Origin of the sequence: Pseudomonas peradeniyensis, from assembly GCF_014268935.2 — a bacterium.
GTDB classification, from domain to species: domain Bacteria; phylum Pseudomonadota; class Gammaproteobacteria; order Pseudomonadales; family Pseudomonadaceae; genus Aquipseudomonas; species Aquipseudomonas peradeniyensis.
In genome coordinates this window covers 550,001-565,214 of record NZ_JABWRJ020000002.1, presented here as the reverse complement: position 1 = coordinate 565,214, position 15,214 = coordinate 550,001, and the positions used below count along the sequence as shown (strand labels likewise).

General features: G+C 63.9%; 13 protein-coding genes and 2 rRNA genes (1 of these 15 only partly in view). 3 read left to right on the top strand and 12 right to left on the bottom strand.

Annotated features, from left to right (window positions below):
- Positions 1-42: 42 nt before the first annotated feature.
- The 4 genes from HU751_RS12025 to HU751_RS12010 all read right to left on the bottom strand — a co-directional run bounded on the left by HU751_RS12025 (position 43) and on the right by HU751_RS12010 (position 4,734).
- Positions 43-2,502: a TonB-dependent siderophore receptor gene (locus HU751_RS12025; RefSeq protein ID WP_186734723.1), complete on the bottom strand. Its 2,460-nt coding sequence runs from the start codon at positions 2,500-2,502 to the stop codon at positions 43-45.
- A 77-nt stretch (positions 2,503-2,579) separates the two neighbouring features.
- Positions 2,580-3,533, bottom strand: coding sequence for a FecR family protein (locus HU751_RS12020; protein ID WP_367616956.1), 954 nt, complete (start codon positions 3,531-3,533; stop codon positions 2,580-2,582).
- On the bottom strand, positions 3,530-4,051 hold the full coding sequence (locus HU751_RS12015; RefSeq protein ID WP_186734722.1) for a sigma-70 family RNA polymerase sigma factor: 522 nt from the start codon (positions 4,049-4,051) through the stop codon (positions 3,530-3,532). Before HU751_RS12015 ends, HU751_RS12020 begins: the two co-directional genes overlap by 4 nt.
- A 68-nt stretch (positions 4,052-4,119) precedes the next feature.
- Positions 4,120-4,734, bottom strand: coding sequence for a LysE family translocator (locus HU751_RS12010; protein WP_186734721.1), 615 nt, complete (start codon positions 4,732-4,734; stop codon positions 4,120-4,122).
- Between the two features lie 155 nt (positions 4,735-4,889).
- On the opposite strand from HU751_RS12010, the gene HU751_RS12005 reads away from it, so the two are divergent.
- Entirely contained in the window at positions 4,890-5,795 is a 906-nt protein-coding gene (locus HU751_RS12005; RefSeq protein WP_186734720.1) for a LysR substrate-binding domain-containing protein, read from the top strand.
- Here HU751_RS12005 and HU751_RS12000 read toward each other — a convergent pair.
- Positions 5,735-6,319 carry a D-Ala-D-Ala carboxypeptidase family metallohydrolase gene (locus HU751_RS12000; protein WP_186734719.1) on the bottom strand — a complete coding sequence of 195 codons (585 nt, stop codon included), beginning with the start codon at positions 6,317-6,319 and terminating at the stop codon, positions 5,735-5,737. The two genes, HU751_RS12005 and HU751_RS12000, sit on opposite strands and share 61 nt — an antisense overlap.
- Before the next feature lie 66 nt (positions 6,320-6,385).
- Between HU751_RS12000 and HU751_RS11995 the strand changes: the two genes are divergently transcribed.
- Positions 6,386-7,555 carry a hypothetical protein gene (locus HU751_RS11995; RefSeq protein ID WP_186734718.1) on the top strand — a complete coding sequence of 390 codons (1,170 nt, stop codon included), beginning with the start codon at positions 6,386-6,388 and terminating at the stop codon, positions 7,553-7,555.
- Positions 7,556-7,625: 70 nt separating this feature from the next.
- Here HU751_RS11995 and HU751_RS11990 read toward each other — a convergent pair whose 3' ends face one another.
- Entirely contained in the window at positions 7,626-8,333 is a 708-nt protein-coding gene (locus tag HU751_RS11990; protein ID WP_050703650.1) for an SDR family NAD(P)-dependent oxidoreductase, read from the bottom strand.
- A 75-nt stretch (positions 8,334-8,408) separates the two neighbouring features.
- Between HU751_RS11990 and HU751_RS11985 the strand changes: the two genes are divergently transcribed.
- Entirely contained in the window at positions 8,409-9,365 is a 957-nt protein-coding gene (locus HU751_RS11985; protein WP_186734717.1) for an arsenic resistance protein, read from the top strand.
- Here the strand turns inward: HU751_RS11985 and HU751_RS11980 are convergent.
- From HU751_RS11980 to HU751_RS11955, 6 genes are all read right to left on the bottom strand, one after another.
- A complete protein-coding gene (locus HU751_RS11980; RefSeq protein ID WP_186734716.1) occupies positions 9,362-9,877 on the bottom strand; it encodes a histidine phosphatase family protein in 516 nt (171 codons plus the stop codon). The two genes, HU751_RS11985 and HU751_RS11980, sit on opposite strands and share 4 nt — an antisense overlap.
- A gap of 57 nt (positions 9,878-9,934) precedes the next feature.
- Positions 9,935-12,235, bottom strand: a complete 2,301-nt coding sequence (locus HU751_RS11975; RefSeq protein WP_186734715.1) for a PqiB family protein — start codon at positions 12,233-12,235, stop codon at positions 9,935-9,937.
- Positions 12,228-12,851 carry a paraquat-inducible protein A gene (locus HU751_RS11970; protein ID WP_186714227.1) on the bottom strand — a complete coding sequence of 208 codons (624 nt, stop codon included), beginning with the start codon at positions 12,849-12,851 and terminating at the stop codon, positions 12,228-12,230. Before HU751_RS11970 ends, HU751_RS11975 begins: the two co-directional genes overlap by 8 nt.
- Entirely contained in the window at positions 12,838-13,497 is a 660-nt protein-coding gene (locus tag HU751_RS11965; RefSeq protein WP_186714228.1) for a paraquat-inducible protein A, read from the bottom strand. The genes HU751_RS11970 and HU751_RS11965 overlap by 14 nt, the downstream gene beginning before the upstream one ends.
- Positions 13,498-13,733: 236 nt before the next feature.
- Positions 13,734-13,849 (bottom strand): 5S ribosomal RNA (rrf, locus tag HU751_RS11960).
- A 133-nt stretch (positions 13,850-13,982) separates the two neighbouring features.
- Positions 13,983-15,214: ribosomal RNA gene (locus HU751_RS11955) — 23S ribosomal RNA — on the bottom strand; it runs 1,661 nt beyond the window's last position.

Genomic DNA, 15,214 nt, shown 5'->3' with positions numbered 1-15,214 from the left:
TAGGCAAGGAGCGATGCCAGTGCATCGCCCCGCTTCACCCCTTCAGAACCGGGTCCGCAAGGTCAGGTTGAAATTGCGTGGCTCGCCGTAGAAATTCCAGTAGTTGTCGTTGCCCGTGGTCTGGATGTACTTCTTGTCGAAGACGTTGTCCAGGTTGTACTGCAACTCCATGTTCGGGCTGATCTCGTAGACCGCATGCAGGTTGGTCAGGGTGTATGGCTTCTGTTCGATCTTGAACGTGTCCGACACTTCGGCGTCGGTGTAGGTCATCTTGCTTTGCGCATGGAAGCTGCCCCCCACCCGCACATGGTTGAATTTGTCCGGCAGGCGGTAGTCCGTGGCGATCTTCAACAGATGACGTGGTGCGGACGCCGAGAAATCCTCCCCCTTCTGCGCCCCGGCAATGTACTTGGACTGGGTATAGGTGTACCCCGCCGACAGGTTCCAGCCCGGCAGCAGCTCACCAGCCAACTCCAGATCAATACCACGGTTGCGCACCTTGTCGGATGAGGCATAGCAACCATTGGGCAGCGCCGGGCACAGGGTCTCGGCCTCGCTGTCGCTCAACGCCTCCGGCCTGCCGGTCTGGTCCGCCTGGAACAGGGCGATCGCGGTGGTCACCCGTTTGTCGAGAAACTCGCCCTTCAGCCCGATCTCATAGTTGCTGCCAGTCATGGGCTTGAGGATCCTGCCATCGGTTCCGAGGTTGTCCTGAGGTTTGAAGATCTCGGTGTAGCTGGCGTACGCCGACCAGTTTTCATCGAGATCCTGGATCAAACCGGCATAGGGCGTGACCTCTCGGTTGGCGCTGTACTCACCTTCGATCTTGCGGGTGACATGGGTCAGGCTCTGGGTCTTGAACCAGCTGACCCGGCTACCGAGGATCAGGCGGGTAGAATCGGTAAGCGAGAAGCGGCCAGCGGCATAGATCCCCTCTTGCTCCTGGGTCTTGTTGTACTTCCACTTGTTGACGGCCAGCCCCGTGGGCCTGGGCGGATTGAAGGCACCCAGGTCGTTCATGTCGAACAGGTAGCTGTAACCGACGTCATTGCCGCCGTGGTAGTCAAAGTCGTCCTTGCGCACATTGCTGCCCAGCACCAGCTCGTGCTGACGGCCCAGCAGCTGGAACGGCCCGGTCAGGTAGGTATCGACGCTGGTCTGCGTATCGTTGTAGCGAAAGTGCCGGGGTTGCAGGCTGAAACGGTCTTCGCTGCCGCCCACGCGCGTGGTGAAGTTGCCGAGAAAGTCCGACTTGGCCCAGGTCTGGCTGGCGGCGACCACCAGCTTCCAGTCGTTGCCCAACTGGCGCTGCACATCGCCGAAGAGCGTGGTGTTGCGCTTGTCCAGATGATTCCACTTGCCGGTCAGCGAGGTCGAACGCGAGATAGGGTAGAACTCGCCGTTGGGGCGGGTGGGCAATCCGGACCAGTCGTAACCCGAGTTGCGCTCCTTCTGGTAGGTGAAGCCGAGTGTCACCAGGGTATCGGCGCTCAGGTCCGCCTCGAACACGCTGTAGAACAGCTGGTTTTCCTTCTGCGCGGTGTCCAGGTAGCTATTGGCATTGTTGTAGCTGAGGACCGTGCGATTACGCAGCGTACCCTCGCCATTGAGCGGGGACGAGACATCGAGCATGCCTTTGTAATCATCCCAGGATCCGGCAGACACTTCGGCCAGTGCCTGGGCTTCGCGGGTCGGGCGCTTGCGCACCAGGTTGATCGACGCAGAGGGATTGCCCGCCCCTTCCATCAGGCCCGTCGCGCCGCGGACGATTTCCACGCGGTCGTAGATGTCAGTGGTGGGCTTGGAGATGGCGTCCATCGAGTAAGCGTTGCTGATGTTGGTGGGGATGCCATCGATCTGCAGCGTGTCGATCAACTGCCCCCGCGCCGAGTACATCGAACGCTCGCCACCGTTTTTCATGATGGTGATGCCCGTCGCCCCTTGCAGTACATCGTCCAGGGTCTTCATGTTCTGGTCGTCCATGCGCTGGCGGGTGACCACGGTGACCGACTGCGGTGTCTCGCGCAGGCTCAGGTTGAGCTTGGTGGCGCTGCTGGTCGTGCCGGTGGTGTACGAACCGGTCCCTTCGGTGGTGCTGCCCAGCGCCTGGCTGTTGATGGTGGTGGCCCCCAGCTCAAGCGCCCCCGGGCTGCCGGCCACGGCGACCAGCACGTAACCGTCGGCACTCCACTGAGCCTGCAGGCCCTGACCGTGCAACAGGGCGACGAAACCGTCCTGCACGCCGTAGCTGCCCTGCAAGCCCGCACTGCGCTTGCCGGCCACCTGCGCGGCGTCGAACGAGATCGCTACCCCGGCCTGGCGGGCGAACTGGCTCAGGACATCGCCCAGCGCGCCGGCAGCGATGTCGTAGCGCTGCAACTGCTGCTGGGCCATGACCGCCGGGGCAAGGCTCAGGGGCAGCCCGGCGACCGCCAGGTGCAGGCCGATGGTCAGGGCGTTGCGGGGCTTGAAGGGGATGCGCGCGCGCAAGGATGACAGCATGTTCCCGAATCTCCGATGTGTTGGCTAAGAGCAAGGACGCACGGGATTCGAGAACTGGAAGCAGATGGAAATGATTTTTATCTGACCTCGGCGGCAGGACGCAGTGAAACCCGGGTAATCCACGGCGTGTAGTGCTCTACCTTGATAGGCAGGCTCCGCGCCAGCAGACGCAGGGCACGCTCGCTGTCATCGACCGGCAGCACTGCGGTCACCTTCATCCCCGCCAGGGACTGGCGGTCGAACAGCAGGTAGCCGCCATGGTTGCGCGCCAGGCGCTGCAACACTTCGGCCAGCGGTTGCTCGCGCACCAGCAACTGGTGATGGGCCCAGGCCTGCTCGACGCCCGCGCCATCGATGGCCTCGGGCACACCCGGCCCGGCGGCATCGAACTGCACTTGCTGCCCCGCCTTCAGCACCAGCCGCTGGCCGGCACTGTCGACCTCGGTGCTCGACTCGAGCATCGCCAGGCGCGTGCGCTCAGACAGGCGCTCGACCACGAAACGCGTCCCCAGCGCCTGCACGCTGCCATGCTCGGTGACGACCCGGAACGGCCGCCCCGGGTCCTTGGCCACTTCTACCAGGATCTCGCCCCGCACCAGGTGTAGCGTGCGGACGTTACCATCGAAGTGCACATCCACCGCAGAGCGGCCGTCCAGTTTCAACAGGCTGCCGTCGGGCAGCATCTGGCTGCTCCATTCGCCGCTGCCGGTCCGGATATCGGCCAGCAGGTAGGCTGCCGGAAAATGCTGCAGCAACAGCCCCAGCGGTACCAGCAGCACCACCGCCAAGGCCAGTGCCCGGGCCACGCCACCTACCCGGCGCTGGCGCTTGAGCGCGCCGAGGGCCGCACGGGCCGGTGCCTGCTGCAACACCTGTAGCGGCGCCAACGAGCCTTGCAACTGCTGGACGGCCTCAAGGTGCTCCGGATCGGCGGCAAGCCAGTCGCGAAAGGCTTCACGCTCATGGGCGCAGGGCTGATCGTCCAAGCGCACCAGCCATTCGGCCGCCGCCTGCAAGGTCTGCGCTTTCACAGACAGTCCTGTGCCGCAGCGTGGCAGAGCAGCAGGGCCTGCACCAGATAGCTCTGCACGCTCTTGGTCGAGACCTGCAGACGCTCGGCGATCTCGGCGTGGGGCAACCCTTCCAGGTGACGCAGGACGAACGCCTGGCGCACCCGTGGCGCCATCTTCGACAGCGCCCGATCGATCTGCTCCAGGGCTTGCAGCGCCGCCATCACCTGCTCCGGCGAGGGAGCCTGCTCCAGGTGTTCCACATGCAACGCCAGGGCTTCGCGGTAAGCCTGCTCGAGCTTGTGCCGACGGCCACGGTCGATCAGCAGTCGCCGCGCCACGGTGGCGAGAAACGCCCTTGGCTCACGCGGCGCCACGTAACGGCCGGTGGCGAGAACGCGCACGAAGGTGTCCTGAGCCATGTCCGCCGCGTGCTGGGGACACTCCAGACGTCGCCGCAACCACACCAGCAGCCAGCCATGGTAGCCCTTGTACAGGGCATCCAGGCTGTCGGCGGGAGCGGGTGAGGTTGATTTCATCGACGGAGCTGCGTAAATGGGAATTATTCCATGTTAATCGGCTGGCCTCATCTCATGCAATCGCTGCCTCAGCGCGCGCCTGACACCATCACCGCCAACCCCAGCCCGATCAACGCCACGCCGATAACCCGGTCGACCACCTCCTGCCGCTCGATCATCGCCCGACGCAGCAGGTGATTGGAGAAGAACACCGCCACCAGGCTGAACCACACCCAGTGGGCGAACGACATGAACGCGCCATAGGCGAAGTCCAGCGCCAGCGGGCTGCCGGGCTGCACCACCTGGGTGTAGGCGCTGACCACGAAAAGCATGGTCTTGGGGTTCAGCGCGTTGGTCAGAAAGCCCGTGCGCAAGGCGCTCGCTACATTTGTCTCGCTGTGCGCCAGGCCGTCGAGGCTTATACGCGTGGTATTGGTCAGCGACTTGTAGCCCAGGTACACCAGGTAGCCCGCCCCCACTACCTTCATGGCCAGGAACAGGGTCGGGCTCTGGCTGATGATCACGGCGATGCCAAGCACGGTGTACAGCACATGCACTTGCACGCCCAGGGCGATGCCCACCGCTGCCGCGAGACCGGCCTTGCGACCCTGTGCATAACTGCTGCGGGTGACCATGGCGAAGTCGGCGCCGGGGCTGATGACGGCCAGGAGGGTGAAGAGGGCGACGGCAATGAGCTCGTTCACGAACAGGTATCCTCAATGAAAATTCACGGAAGACCGGATTATCCTGTTGCCTGGAACGGGTAAAAATCGATTTATAGTGAGGCTAATCTGCTAGTTTTACTCACCTATTTGCATTGAATCGACCGCCCTGTCGCGGGGCCGGAACAGGCCAGCACATGAAACTGCCTCCCCTCACCGCCTTTCGCTACTTCGACATCGCCGCCCGCACCGAAAGCTTCGTGCGCGCTGCCGAGCACCTGCACGTCACCCACGGCGCCGTCAGCCGCCAGGTGCGCCTGCTCGAGGAAAGCCTCGGCGTGGAACTGTTCGAACGGCGCAACCGGGCGATCTTCCTCACCCGCGCCGGGCGCGATCTGCACGGCACCACCCAGGCGATCTTCGAGCAACTGGAGGGCGCCGTGCAGCGTCTGCACCAGCAAGCTCACGACAACGTGCTGGTGGTGTCCTGCGAGCCAACCATCGCCATGCGCTGGCTGATTCCGCGCCTGCCGCGCTTCCATGCCCGGCACCCCGACCTGCAGTTGCACCTGGTGGCGGCCGGCGGCCCGGTGGACTTCGCCCGCGGCGGCATCGACCTGGCCCTGCGCCGCGATGACTTCCACTGGGACCGCCAGCTGCACAGCCTGAAGATCTGCGATGAGTGGATCGGCCCGGTCGCCACGCCGGATCTCAAGGGCCAGCGCCTGCTGCACAGCGCCACCCGCCCCGACGCCTGGGCCACCTGGCTGCGCCTGAGTGGCCAGGACTTGCGGCAAACGGCGCGCAGCGACTTCGAACACTTCTACCTGTCGATCCAGGCCGCCAGCGCGGGCATGGGAACGGCCATCGCCTCGGCGCTGATGGTCCGTGACGAACTGGACAACGGTCAGCTACAGGCGCCGTACGGCTTCCTGCGCGATGGCTCCGGCTACCACCTGCTCAGCCCGCAGCCGCTGGATGACGGCAGCAAGCGCCAGTGTTTCGCGCAGTGGGTCGGCGACGAGTGCCGGGCCTGCCTGGCTCACCTGGGCTTGCTGCAGAACGACGAACCGGCACTGCCATCACCGCCCCAGGTGCGATAGCCGGCCGTGTCGAGATGGATGCGCCCCGAAGGGTAACGGCCCAGCCCCATGTTCCAGGCTTGGCCGTGCTGCTGCCAGAAGCGGCACAACGGGCTCGGGTCGGCCCAGCGCGGCAGCACCAGGTCGACGGCGAAGGCACGCATGTGCGCGCTGCTTGGCGCGCCACCGGCACAGGCATTGAGCCGGGGATCGCGGTAGGCCGACACCACTTCGAACTGACGCAGGATGCCCTGGCGGTCCAGGGTCTGGATCAAGGCCAGCGTCGAGCGTACCGCCGGCCAATGGCTCGCCGGCGGCACCGCGAAGGGCGAGGCGTTGCACAGTCGCCAATCCGAGGCCGAGCGCAACAGCTGATGGATCGGCACCACGCCATACAGCCGGGCGTCCACCAGCATTTCACGAAACCGGCGGTTCTCGTGATCGCCGGCCCATTGGGCGAACATCCACACATCGCGTTCATCGGCCTGGACCGCACCGAGCCCGATCAACGCGCTAGCCAATAGCCATGTCCTGGCGCTTTTCATTCCCCCTCCTCTTCGTCCACCATGGGCGCGCCCGCCGTCCTGGCGGCCACTGACAAGGAGTTAAGCATGCACAAGATTGCTGTATCGGGCCTGGCCGCCCTCGCCTTCAGCGGCCTGGCCATGGCCGACGCGCAGATCGACCTGGGCGACGCCCAACGGGTCACCCGGTTGTTCGCCTACCCCAACAACTGCAACGTGATCTGCTACCGCGACTGGACACTCGAGAAGACCGTCGAGCACTACCTCACCCAGAGCGTGCAGCGCGATGGCTACGCCAACGCCAAGGTCTCGGTGAACCGCGACAACGACAAGCTGCACGCCAGCATCACCGGCGTGCCGGCCAGCTACAGCGAACCCTTGCGCAAGCTGCTCGACAGCGGCGACCTGGCCTACCAGGGCGCCACCCGCCTCAACCAGAAAGGCGGCTGGGACTACAGCTGGTACCTGTTCCTGCCCTTGGGGATGGCCCTGGAGAACCGCCGCAGCGTCGAGCTGCTGCACTTCCCGCCGGACTACTCGCTGACCCGCTATCAAGACTACCTGAAGTCCAACACCACCGACCGCTGGGCCGAGCTTCTGACCTTCAACGGCGTCGAGGCCACCCAGACCCCGGCCTACCAGACCATCGTCGACATCGCCCCGATCGCCGCGCCGGCCAGCGCGGGCAAGGACCTGGAAGGGGTCTACAGCTACTTCAACGACTACCAGGTGCGGATGGTCAAGGAAGTGGCCCTCATCCACGACGGCAAGGCCGCCTTGCCGATGGTCGCCTTCGGCGCGCCGGTGCGTGCGTGGATCCAGCAGCAGTACGGGCCGAAGGTCAATGTGCTGGGGCTGGTCAGCATCGCGCCGGAGCCGGACAGCGCCAAGGTGCCTGTGCTCGGCGCCAACCACCCGAGCGCGATCTGGTACGCCGCCGACCCGAAAAGCTACGACGGCGACCAGGACAAGGCCGACGCCGCGGGCCTGAAGATGATGGGTCAGGACCTCTCCGCCGCCTGCTGGCAGGCCGGCATGGGTCGCAACCCGCAGGCCGATGCCAAGCTCACCTTGCAGGCCTGCACCAGCAAGTGGCAGGTGACCCAGAAGAAGCAGACCTGCGAGCTGTTCTACCGCACCATCCGCGACATGACGCCGGAACAGGCGGCGGCCAAGTGCAATACCGGGACGGTGACGCGCAGTCTGCGTGATCTGCGCAAGCCCTTGGAGACGAACGAGACCGACCGGGCGCTTTGAGCCGCCCAGTCGATCGCTCCAGGTAGCCTGGGCCAAAGGGGCCACCGTGCCCCTTTGGCGTCACATGGATTCAGAAGCGCTCGTCACGCAAGGCTGGCAAGGTGATGTCACGCACGTAGCTGGACGACGACAGGCTCAGCATCATCCGGCACACCTGCACCACATCGTGCACGGGGATCAACGTCCCCTCCCCGCGTCGCTCGGCCTGGGCCAGCGGCACATCCAGGCCGTCCTCGGTATTCAGGTAGCCCAGGTTCAGGCAACTGACGCCCAGGCCCTGGTCGCGGAAGCCTTCGCGCAGCGCCTCGGCAATGCCGCGCAGGCCGAACTTGCTGGCGCCGAAGGTCACCTCTGGCCGCCCGCTCCCTGGCAGGCCCGAGGTCGAACCAGTAAGAATGATCCGTGGCCGGTCGCTTTGCAGCAGCACTGGCAGCAGGCGCTTGATCAACAACAGCGGCGCGGTGATGTTGGTGTCGACCATGCGCTCGATCTGCGCCTCGTCGTCGTCGAGGAAGCTGTAGCCCTCGTCGAAGGCCCGCGCCTCCCAGATCCCGACGTTGTAGACCAGCACATCCAGCCCGTCCCCGGCCACCGCCTCGTGGATAATCGCGGCGGCCTGGCGCGGCTGGCCGAGGTCGGCCTCGATCCAGCGTACCGCGCCCGGCAACGCCGCCGGCCGAGTGCGCGATACACCGACCAGCGTATCACCCACGCCACCCAGGCCCTGTACCAGCGCCCGTCCCAATCCCTTGCTCGCACCGACCACTAGAATTCGCATCGAATCACTCCCTATGGACTGCGCCAGATAGTACCCTGCCCCACCCAGCAAATCAGTCGGAAATACCAGGACACCGTGGACAGAGATCAACTCGAACGCAACCAGATCCCCTTCTACTTCGTTGCCGTGGTGCTGGCCGCCGCGCTCGGCCTGCTGGCACCGGGCGCCGCCGACCCGCTGGAGACGCTGGTGACCCCGGCCATCGCCGTGCTGATGTACGCGATGTTCCTGCAGATCCCCTTCCTCGACCTGCGCGCGGGCCTGGGCAACCGGCGCTTCATGGGCGCGCTGCTGCTGGCCAACTTCGTGCTGGTGCCGCTGTTGGTGTGGGTCGGCACCCGTGGCCTGGTCGAACACCCCGCCGTGCTGGTCGGCGCCTTGCTGGTGCTGCTGACACCGTGCATCGACTACGTGGTGGTGTTCACCCATATCGGTAAAGGCGACTCGCGCCTGACCCTTGCCGCCACGCCAGTGCTGTTGCTGGTGCAACTGGCGCTGCTGCCCTTGTACCTGGCGCTGATGCTCGAAGGCGCCGGTAGCGTGGAAATCTCGCTGGTGCCCTTTGTCGAGGCGTTCGTGCTGTTGATCGTACTGCCGCTGTTGCTGGCCGTCGCCAGCAGCGCCGGGGCGCGGCGCTCGACCCTGGTCGCGAAGTGGAACGACGCCTGGGCCTGGCTACCGGTGCCGGCCATGGCACTGGTGCTGGTGGTGGTGATCGCTTCGCAGATCGGCGTGGTGGCCAGCCGTCTCGACGACCTGCTGCCGGTACTACCGGTGTATGTCGGCTTCGCCCTGCTGGCACCGCTGCTCGGGTTGCTTGCGGCGCGGCTATTGAAGTTATCCACAGGCGAGGCCCGGGCGGTGACCTTCAGTGCCGCCACGCGCAATTCGCTGGTGGTGCTGCCGTTGGCGCTGGCGTTGCCAGAGTCGATCCGGGCGCTGGCAGCGGCGGCGGTGATTACCCAGACCTTGGTGGAGCTGGTCAGCGAGTTGATCTACATCCGCGCCGTACCGGCGTTGATTCGCCGTTAGGCCAGTTGCAAGCGCCACTGGCCGCAATGGCTGAAGCGCACCTCGGCCAGGGGTGGCACATCGATCCGGTGGAAGGACGCCAGGGGCGCAGCCAACGCATGCAGCATCGCGGCGCGGATGACAAAGGGGTGGGTGATGGCGAGCCACTGGCCAGGCACCAGCGCGCTGTCCATCCAGGTGGCGACGCGCTCGCACAAGGCGGCAATCGACTCACCACCGTGCGGCGTGGCATGCGGGTCGGACAACCAGGCCTGGAGGGCGTCTGCGTTCAACTGCTTGAGAAGCAGCCCCTTCCACTCGCCCAGGTCGCAGTCGCGCAGCCCCTCATCGACAGTCGCGCTCAGGCCCGCGGCCGTCTGGCGGGCACGCAACTCCGGCGCGCTGAGGCAACGGGCGGTTGTCGACAACGGCGCCGAAGGATCACGCAGCGGCTCGTCATCGAGCGCGAAGCGGCCCACCCGCTGCGCCTCGGTGCGGGCGTGGCAGACCAGGGTGAGGTGGATGGGTTTCATGGCTGGCGCGCGCCCTCCCGCAAAGCCGGGCCACCCAGGCGGGCGGCCCGGCATGCATCACTTGCCGATCTGGATCTTCGGTGCCCACTCCAGCCAGGCATCCTCGGGCTTGTCGAACAAGGCGAAGGTCTGCTGCGGTCGCGCCGGGTTGCCCATCTGCTCGCCGTCCGGCGTGGCGAAGGCGATGCCGCCCTCGATCAGGGTCTCCACCGACTCGGTGCGCACCGTGGCGCCCTTGAACAGGCCCCAGTCGAAGCCGAAGCCGCTGCTGTTCCAGAAGCGGCTGCCGCCGCGCACCAACCCGGCGTAACGCGGCTCGATCAGGATGTGGATAAGTACCCGGTCGGCGGTCTGGCCCAGCTCGAAGCCGGTGACCCTGCCCACCGTGACCTCGCGGTAGGTCACCGGCACGCCCGGCTTGATCGAGCCACGGCGCGCCGCGCTCAGGGTCAACGGCAGGCCGACCTCTTCGCCTTTCACTTCCGGCGCATCGCTCAGGGCGATGAAGTCACGCTGCGGCCCCTTGTCCTTGAGCGCCGGCAGCACCTCCAGGTACTGACCGCCGATCAGCGTGTCGAGGTTCTGGGTACGCACCAGGCCCAAGGCTGGCTTGACCACCCAGAACTGGGTGCCGGCACGGGCGATGCGCTCGGCCGCCTGGGTGATCCGTGCTCGCAGCACCACGGCCTGCAGGTCGGCGGTCAGGTCGACACTCTCGACACTGCCCACATCCAGCCCACGGAAGCGGATCGGCGTGCCCGGCTTCAGGCCCTCGGCGCGCTCCACGCGAATGGTGACCAGGGTACCGGCACGGTTGGCCGCATCCTGGCTTTCATGCAGGCGGAAGCGCGGAATGCGGCGCTTGAGCGGCACATCCGGTTTCGGCGTATCGAAGGCGATGCCACCAGCCATCAGCGTCTGCAACGACTCGCTCTTGACCTGGATCCCCGAGAGGCCGCCGGTCAGGGTGATGCCACTGGCATTCCAGAAGCGCGAGGAGCCGTTGACCAGGTTCTCGTATTCCTTCTCGATGTGCACCCCGATCAGGATGCGCTTGCTGTTGCGGGCGAACTGGTAGCTCTGCACGCTACCCACGCGCACTTGGCGGTACATCACCGGGCTGCCCACTTCCAGCGAGCCCAGGGTATCGGCGAACAGCACCATGTGCCGGCCCGGCGCTTTCAGATCCAGCGGCGGCGCCTTGGGTCGCGCCTCGAACTCGCGCAGCGGCTTGGCACCTGGCTCACCCGGGCGCACGGCAATGTAGTTGCCCTTGACCAACGCCTCGAGGCCGGTGATGCCGGCAAGCGAGATCGACGGTTTGACCACCCAGAACTGCGTGCCTTCGACCAGGTAGTCTTCGGCCAGCGGATCGAGGGTCAGCTCGGCCATGGCAGTGGAGAGGTCGCCTTCGACTTTCAGATCCTTCAGCGTTCCCACCTGGATACCTTTGTACAGCACCGGCGTGCGGCCCTTCTGCAGCCCCTCGAAGTCACTGAGCTTGACCTTGACCCGGATGCCGGCCTGGGCGGCATCGAAGTCCTCGTACAGGCGGAACGGCAGGCTCGGATCGGTGGGCGGGCTGTCCTTGCGGTTTTCCGGCGTGGCGAAGGCGATACCGCCGGCGACGATGCTCGAGAGCGACTCGGTACGCACCTTTACCCCGGACAGGTCGGCGTCGATGCTGACCCCGCTGGCGTTCCAGAACCGCGTATGCTTGCGTACCAGGCTGGCGTAGGCCGGGGCGATGAATACCTTGATCTCCACCGTGCCCTGGTCTTCGGACAGGCGATAGCTCTTCACCCGGCCCACCTGGATCTGCTTGTAGAACACCGGGCTGTCACGATTGAGCGAGCCCAGGCGCTCGGCCTTGAGGGTGAGGTGCAGGCCCGGCTCGGAATCGGACAACGGCGGCGCCTCCTTGAGCGCAGTGAAACGCTTGGTCTGCTCGCCCTCCCCCGGATCAACAGCGATATAGTTGCCTGAAACCAGTGTTTCCAGCCCCGAAATACCGGCCAGGCTGACACTTGGCTTCACCAGCCAGAATCGCGTGCCCTTGGTCAGGTGAGGTCCTGCCTCCTTGCGCATCTCGATGGTGGCGACGACACCGCGGTTTTCCCCCTTGTCATCCAGCACCAGGGCGACGACCTTGCCCACCGACATGCCCTTGTAGATGACCTCGGTCTTGTTGGCGACGATGCCCTCGCCACTCTCGAAGCGCACCTGGATCTCGATACCGGCATCGCTATAGGCCTTCCAGGCCAGCCAGCCACCAATCGCCAAGGCAATCAGCGGCAGGATCCAGATGGCCGACCAGTTCGAAGCGGGGCGGGTTTTAGCCGTAGGCAAATCACTCATGGTCGTCATCCGACTCCGTGTTGTCCCAGATCAGTCGGGGATCGAAAGTTAAAGCGGCGAGCATCGTCAGGATCACCACGGTGGCGAAGGCGACGGCGCCCAGGTTGGCTTCGACACTGGCGATGCGGCCGAAATTCACCACCGCCACCAGGATGGCGATGACGAAGATGTCCAGCATCGACCAGCGGCCGATGAATTCGATGAAGCGGTACATCAGGATGCGCTGGCGCGCCGAGAGCGGCTGGTGGCGCTGCACCGAGTACAGCAGCAGGGCGATGCCGACCAGCTTGAAGGTCGGCACCAGGATGCTGGCGATGAACACCACCGCGGCGATCGGCAGCATGCCGTGCTTCATCAAGGTGATGACGCCGGACATGATGGTGTCCGGGCTGCCCTGGCCGAGGGCGCTGACGGTCATGATCGGCAGCACGTTGGCCGGGATATACAGCACCATGGCCGTGATTAGCAGCGCCCAGGTGCGCACGATGCTGTTGGGGCGCCGGGCATGCACCACCGCACCGCAGCGGGTGCAGGTCTGCGAGGTGCTGTCCGGCTCCTGGCGGTTCAGCTCGTGACATTCATTGCAGACCAGGATGCCTGCATCAATCGCCCGCATGGACATCCTCCCCCGACAAGGCCACCCAGATCTGGTGCGGCGACATGACCACCTCGAGCCACACCTGCACCAGCAACAGGCTGATGAAGCAGAACAGGCCCAGGCCGATGCTCAGCTCGGCCAGGTCGACCAGCTTGACGATGGCCACCAGCACACCCATGAAGTAGACCTCGAGCATGCCCCACTCACGCAGGTGGTGATAGATACGATAGATCAGCAGGCCGTAGCTGCGGCCGAAGTCCAGGCGGATGCTCAACAGCACCATCAACTGGCAGAGCAGCTTGAGCAAGGGGATGGCCATGCTGCACAGGAACACCACCACGGCGATGCCGCGCATCTCTGAGTTGTACAGGCCAAGCACACCGCTCCAGACGGTGTCGTCGGAGGTCTGGCCGAGCAGGTGCAACTGCATGATCGGCAGGAAGTTGGCCGGCACGTACAGCAGCAACGCGGTCAGGACCAGGGCCAGGCTGCGGTTGATCAGGTTGTGGCGATGGGCATACAGCTCGTAGCCGCAGCGCGGGCACTGGGCCTTCTCGTCATTTTGCAGCGTGGTCTTGCGCATCAGCAGGTCACACTCGTGGCAGGCCACGAGCTCGTCCAGCGGCATCTGCGCGAGCGCTTCGGGATCGACAGGGTTGGGCATAAAGGCATTCTGAATGGATGCGTCGGCTCTATTCTAGTGTTCCGACTCGAATTGTGGGAGATGGCCATTATGAGGAACTGTATCGGTGTTCGGGTCACATTCTCCGCAGACAACGCGATCCCTGTAGGAGCGGCCTTGCCGAGGCCGCTCCCACAGGGATCGGAGGTCTGGCTTTTGGAACCCGGAAAAGACAAAACCCCTACCTGCTCGCGCAGATAGGGGTTTTGCGAAATGAATCTTGACGATGACCTACTCTCACATGGGGAAACCCCACACTACCATCGGCGATGCATCGTTTCACTGCTGAGTTCGGGATGGGATCAGGTGGTTCCAATGCTCTATGGTCGTCAAGAAATTCTGTTGCCAGAACATCCAGATGGATACTCCAGCGAATTCGGATATGTGATTTTGTGAAGTTGCGAACTTTCGGTTCTTTCGTCTTCACCACCACAATTTGGCCTCAGCGCAAATTGCTTGGGTGTTATATGGTCAAGCCTCACGGGCAATTAGTATTGGTTAGCTCAACGCCTCACAGCGCTTACACACCCAACCTATCAACGTCGTAGTCTTCGACGGCCCTTCAGGGAGCTCAAGGCTCCAGTGAGATCTCATCTTGAGGCAAGTTTCCCGCTTAGATGCTTTCAGCGGTTATCTCTTCCGAACATAGCTACCCGGCAATGCCACTGGCGTGACAACCGGAACACCAGAGGTTCGTCCACTCCGGTCCTCTCGTACTAGGAGCAGCCCCTCTCAAATCTCAAACGTCCACGGCAGATAGGGACCGAACTGTCTCACGACGTTCTAAACCCAGCTCGCGTACCACTTTAAATGGCGAACAGCCATACCCTTGGGACCGGCTTCAGCCCCAGGATGTGATGAGCCGACATCGAGGTGCCAAACACCGCCGTCGATATGAACTCTTGGGCGGTATCAGCCTGTTATCCCCGGAGTACCTTTTATCCGTTGAGCGATGGCCCTTCCATACAGAACCACCGGATCACTAAGACCTACTTTCGTACCTGCTCGACGTGTGTGTCTCGCAGTCAAGCGCGCTTTTGCCTTTATACTCTACGACCGATTTCCGACCGGTCTGAGCGCACCTTCGTACTCCTCCGTTACTCTTTGGGAGGAGACCGCCCCAGTCAAACTACCCACCATACACTGTCCTCGATCCGGATAACGGACCTGAGTTAGAACCTCAAGGTTGCCAGGGTGGTATTTCAAGGATGGCTCCATGAGAACTGGCGTCCCCACTTCAAAGCCTCCCACCTATCCTACACAAGCAAGCTCAAAGTCCAGTGCAAAGCTATAGTAAAGGTTCACGGGGTCTTTCCGTCTAGCCGCGGATACACTGCATCTTCACAGCGATTTCAATTTCACTGAGTCTCGGGTGGAGACAGCGCCGCCATCGTTACGCCATTCGTGCAGGTCGGAACTTACCCGACAAGGAATTTCGCTACCTTAGGACCGTTATAGTTACGGCCGCCGTTTACCGGGGCTTCGATCAAGAGCTTCGCTTGCGCTAACCCCATCAATTAACCTTCCGGCACCGGGCAGGCGTCACACCCTATACGTCCACTTTCGTGTTTGCAGAGTGCTGTGTTTTTAATAAACAGTCGCAGCGGCCTGGTATCTTCGACCGGCGTGGGCTTACGCAGCAAGTGCTTCACCCTCACCGGCGCACCTTCTCCCGAAGTTACGGTGCCATTTTGCCTAG

Excerpts from the sequence above, each read along its gene's own strand:
- HU751_RS11970 (WP_186714227.1), bottom strand. The coding sequence starts at position 12,851 with ATGCGGGCGATTGATGCAGGCATCCTGGTCTGCAATGAATGTCACGAG.
- HU751_RS11995 (WP_186734718.1), top strand. The coding sequence starts at position 6,386 with ATGCACAAGATTGCTGTATCGGGCCTGGCCGCCCTCGCCTTCAGCGGC.
- HU751_RS11980 (WP_186734716.1), bottom strand. The coding sequence starts at position 9,877 with ATGAAACCCATCCACCTCACCCTGGTCTGCCACGCCCGCACCGAGGCG.
- HU751_RS12000 (WP_186734719.1), bottom strand. The coding sequence starts at position 6,319 with ATGAAAAGCGCCAGGACATGGCTATTGGCTAGCGCGTTGATCGGGCTC.
- HU751_RS11965 (WP_186714228.1), bottom strand. The coding sequence starts at position 13,497 with ATGCCCAACCCTGTCGATCCCGAAGCGCTCGCGCAGATGCCGCTGGAC.
- HU751_RS12025 (WP_186734723.1), bottom strand. The coding sequence starts at position 2,502 with ATGCTGTCATCCTTGCGCGCGCGCATCCCCTTCAAGCCCCGCAACGCC.
- HU751_RS12005 (WP_186734720.1), top strand. The coding sequence starts at position 4,890 with ATGAAACTGCCTCCCCTCACCGCCTTTCGCTACTTCGACATCGCCGCC.
- HU751_RS11975 (WP_186734715.1), bottom strand. The coding sequence starts at position 12,235 with ATGAGTGATTTGCCTACGGCTAAAACCCGCCCCGCTTCGAACTGGTCG.
- HU751_RS11990 (WP_050703650.1), bottom strand. The coding sequence starts at position 8,333 with ATGCGAATTCTAGTGGTCGGTGCGAGCAAGGGATTGGGACGGGCGCTG.
- HU751_RS12015 (WP_186734722.1), bottom strand. The coding sequence starts at position 4,051 with ATGAAATCAACCTCACCCGCTCCCGCCGACAGCCTGGATGCCCTGTAC.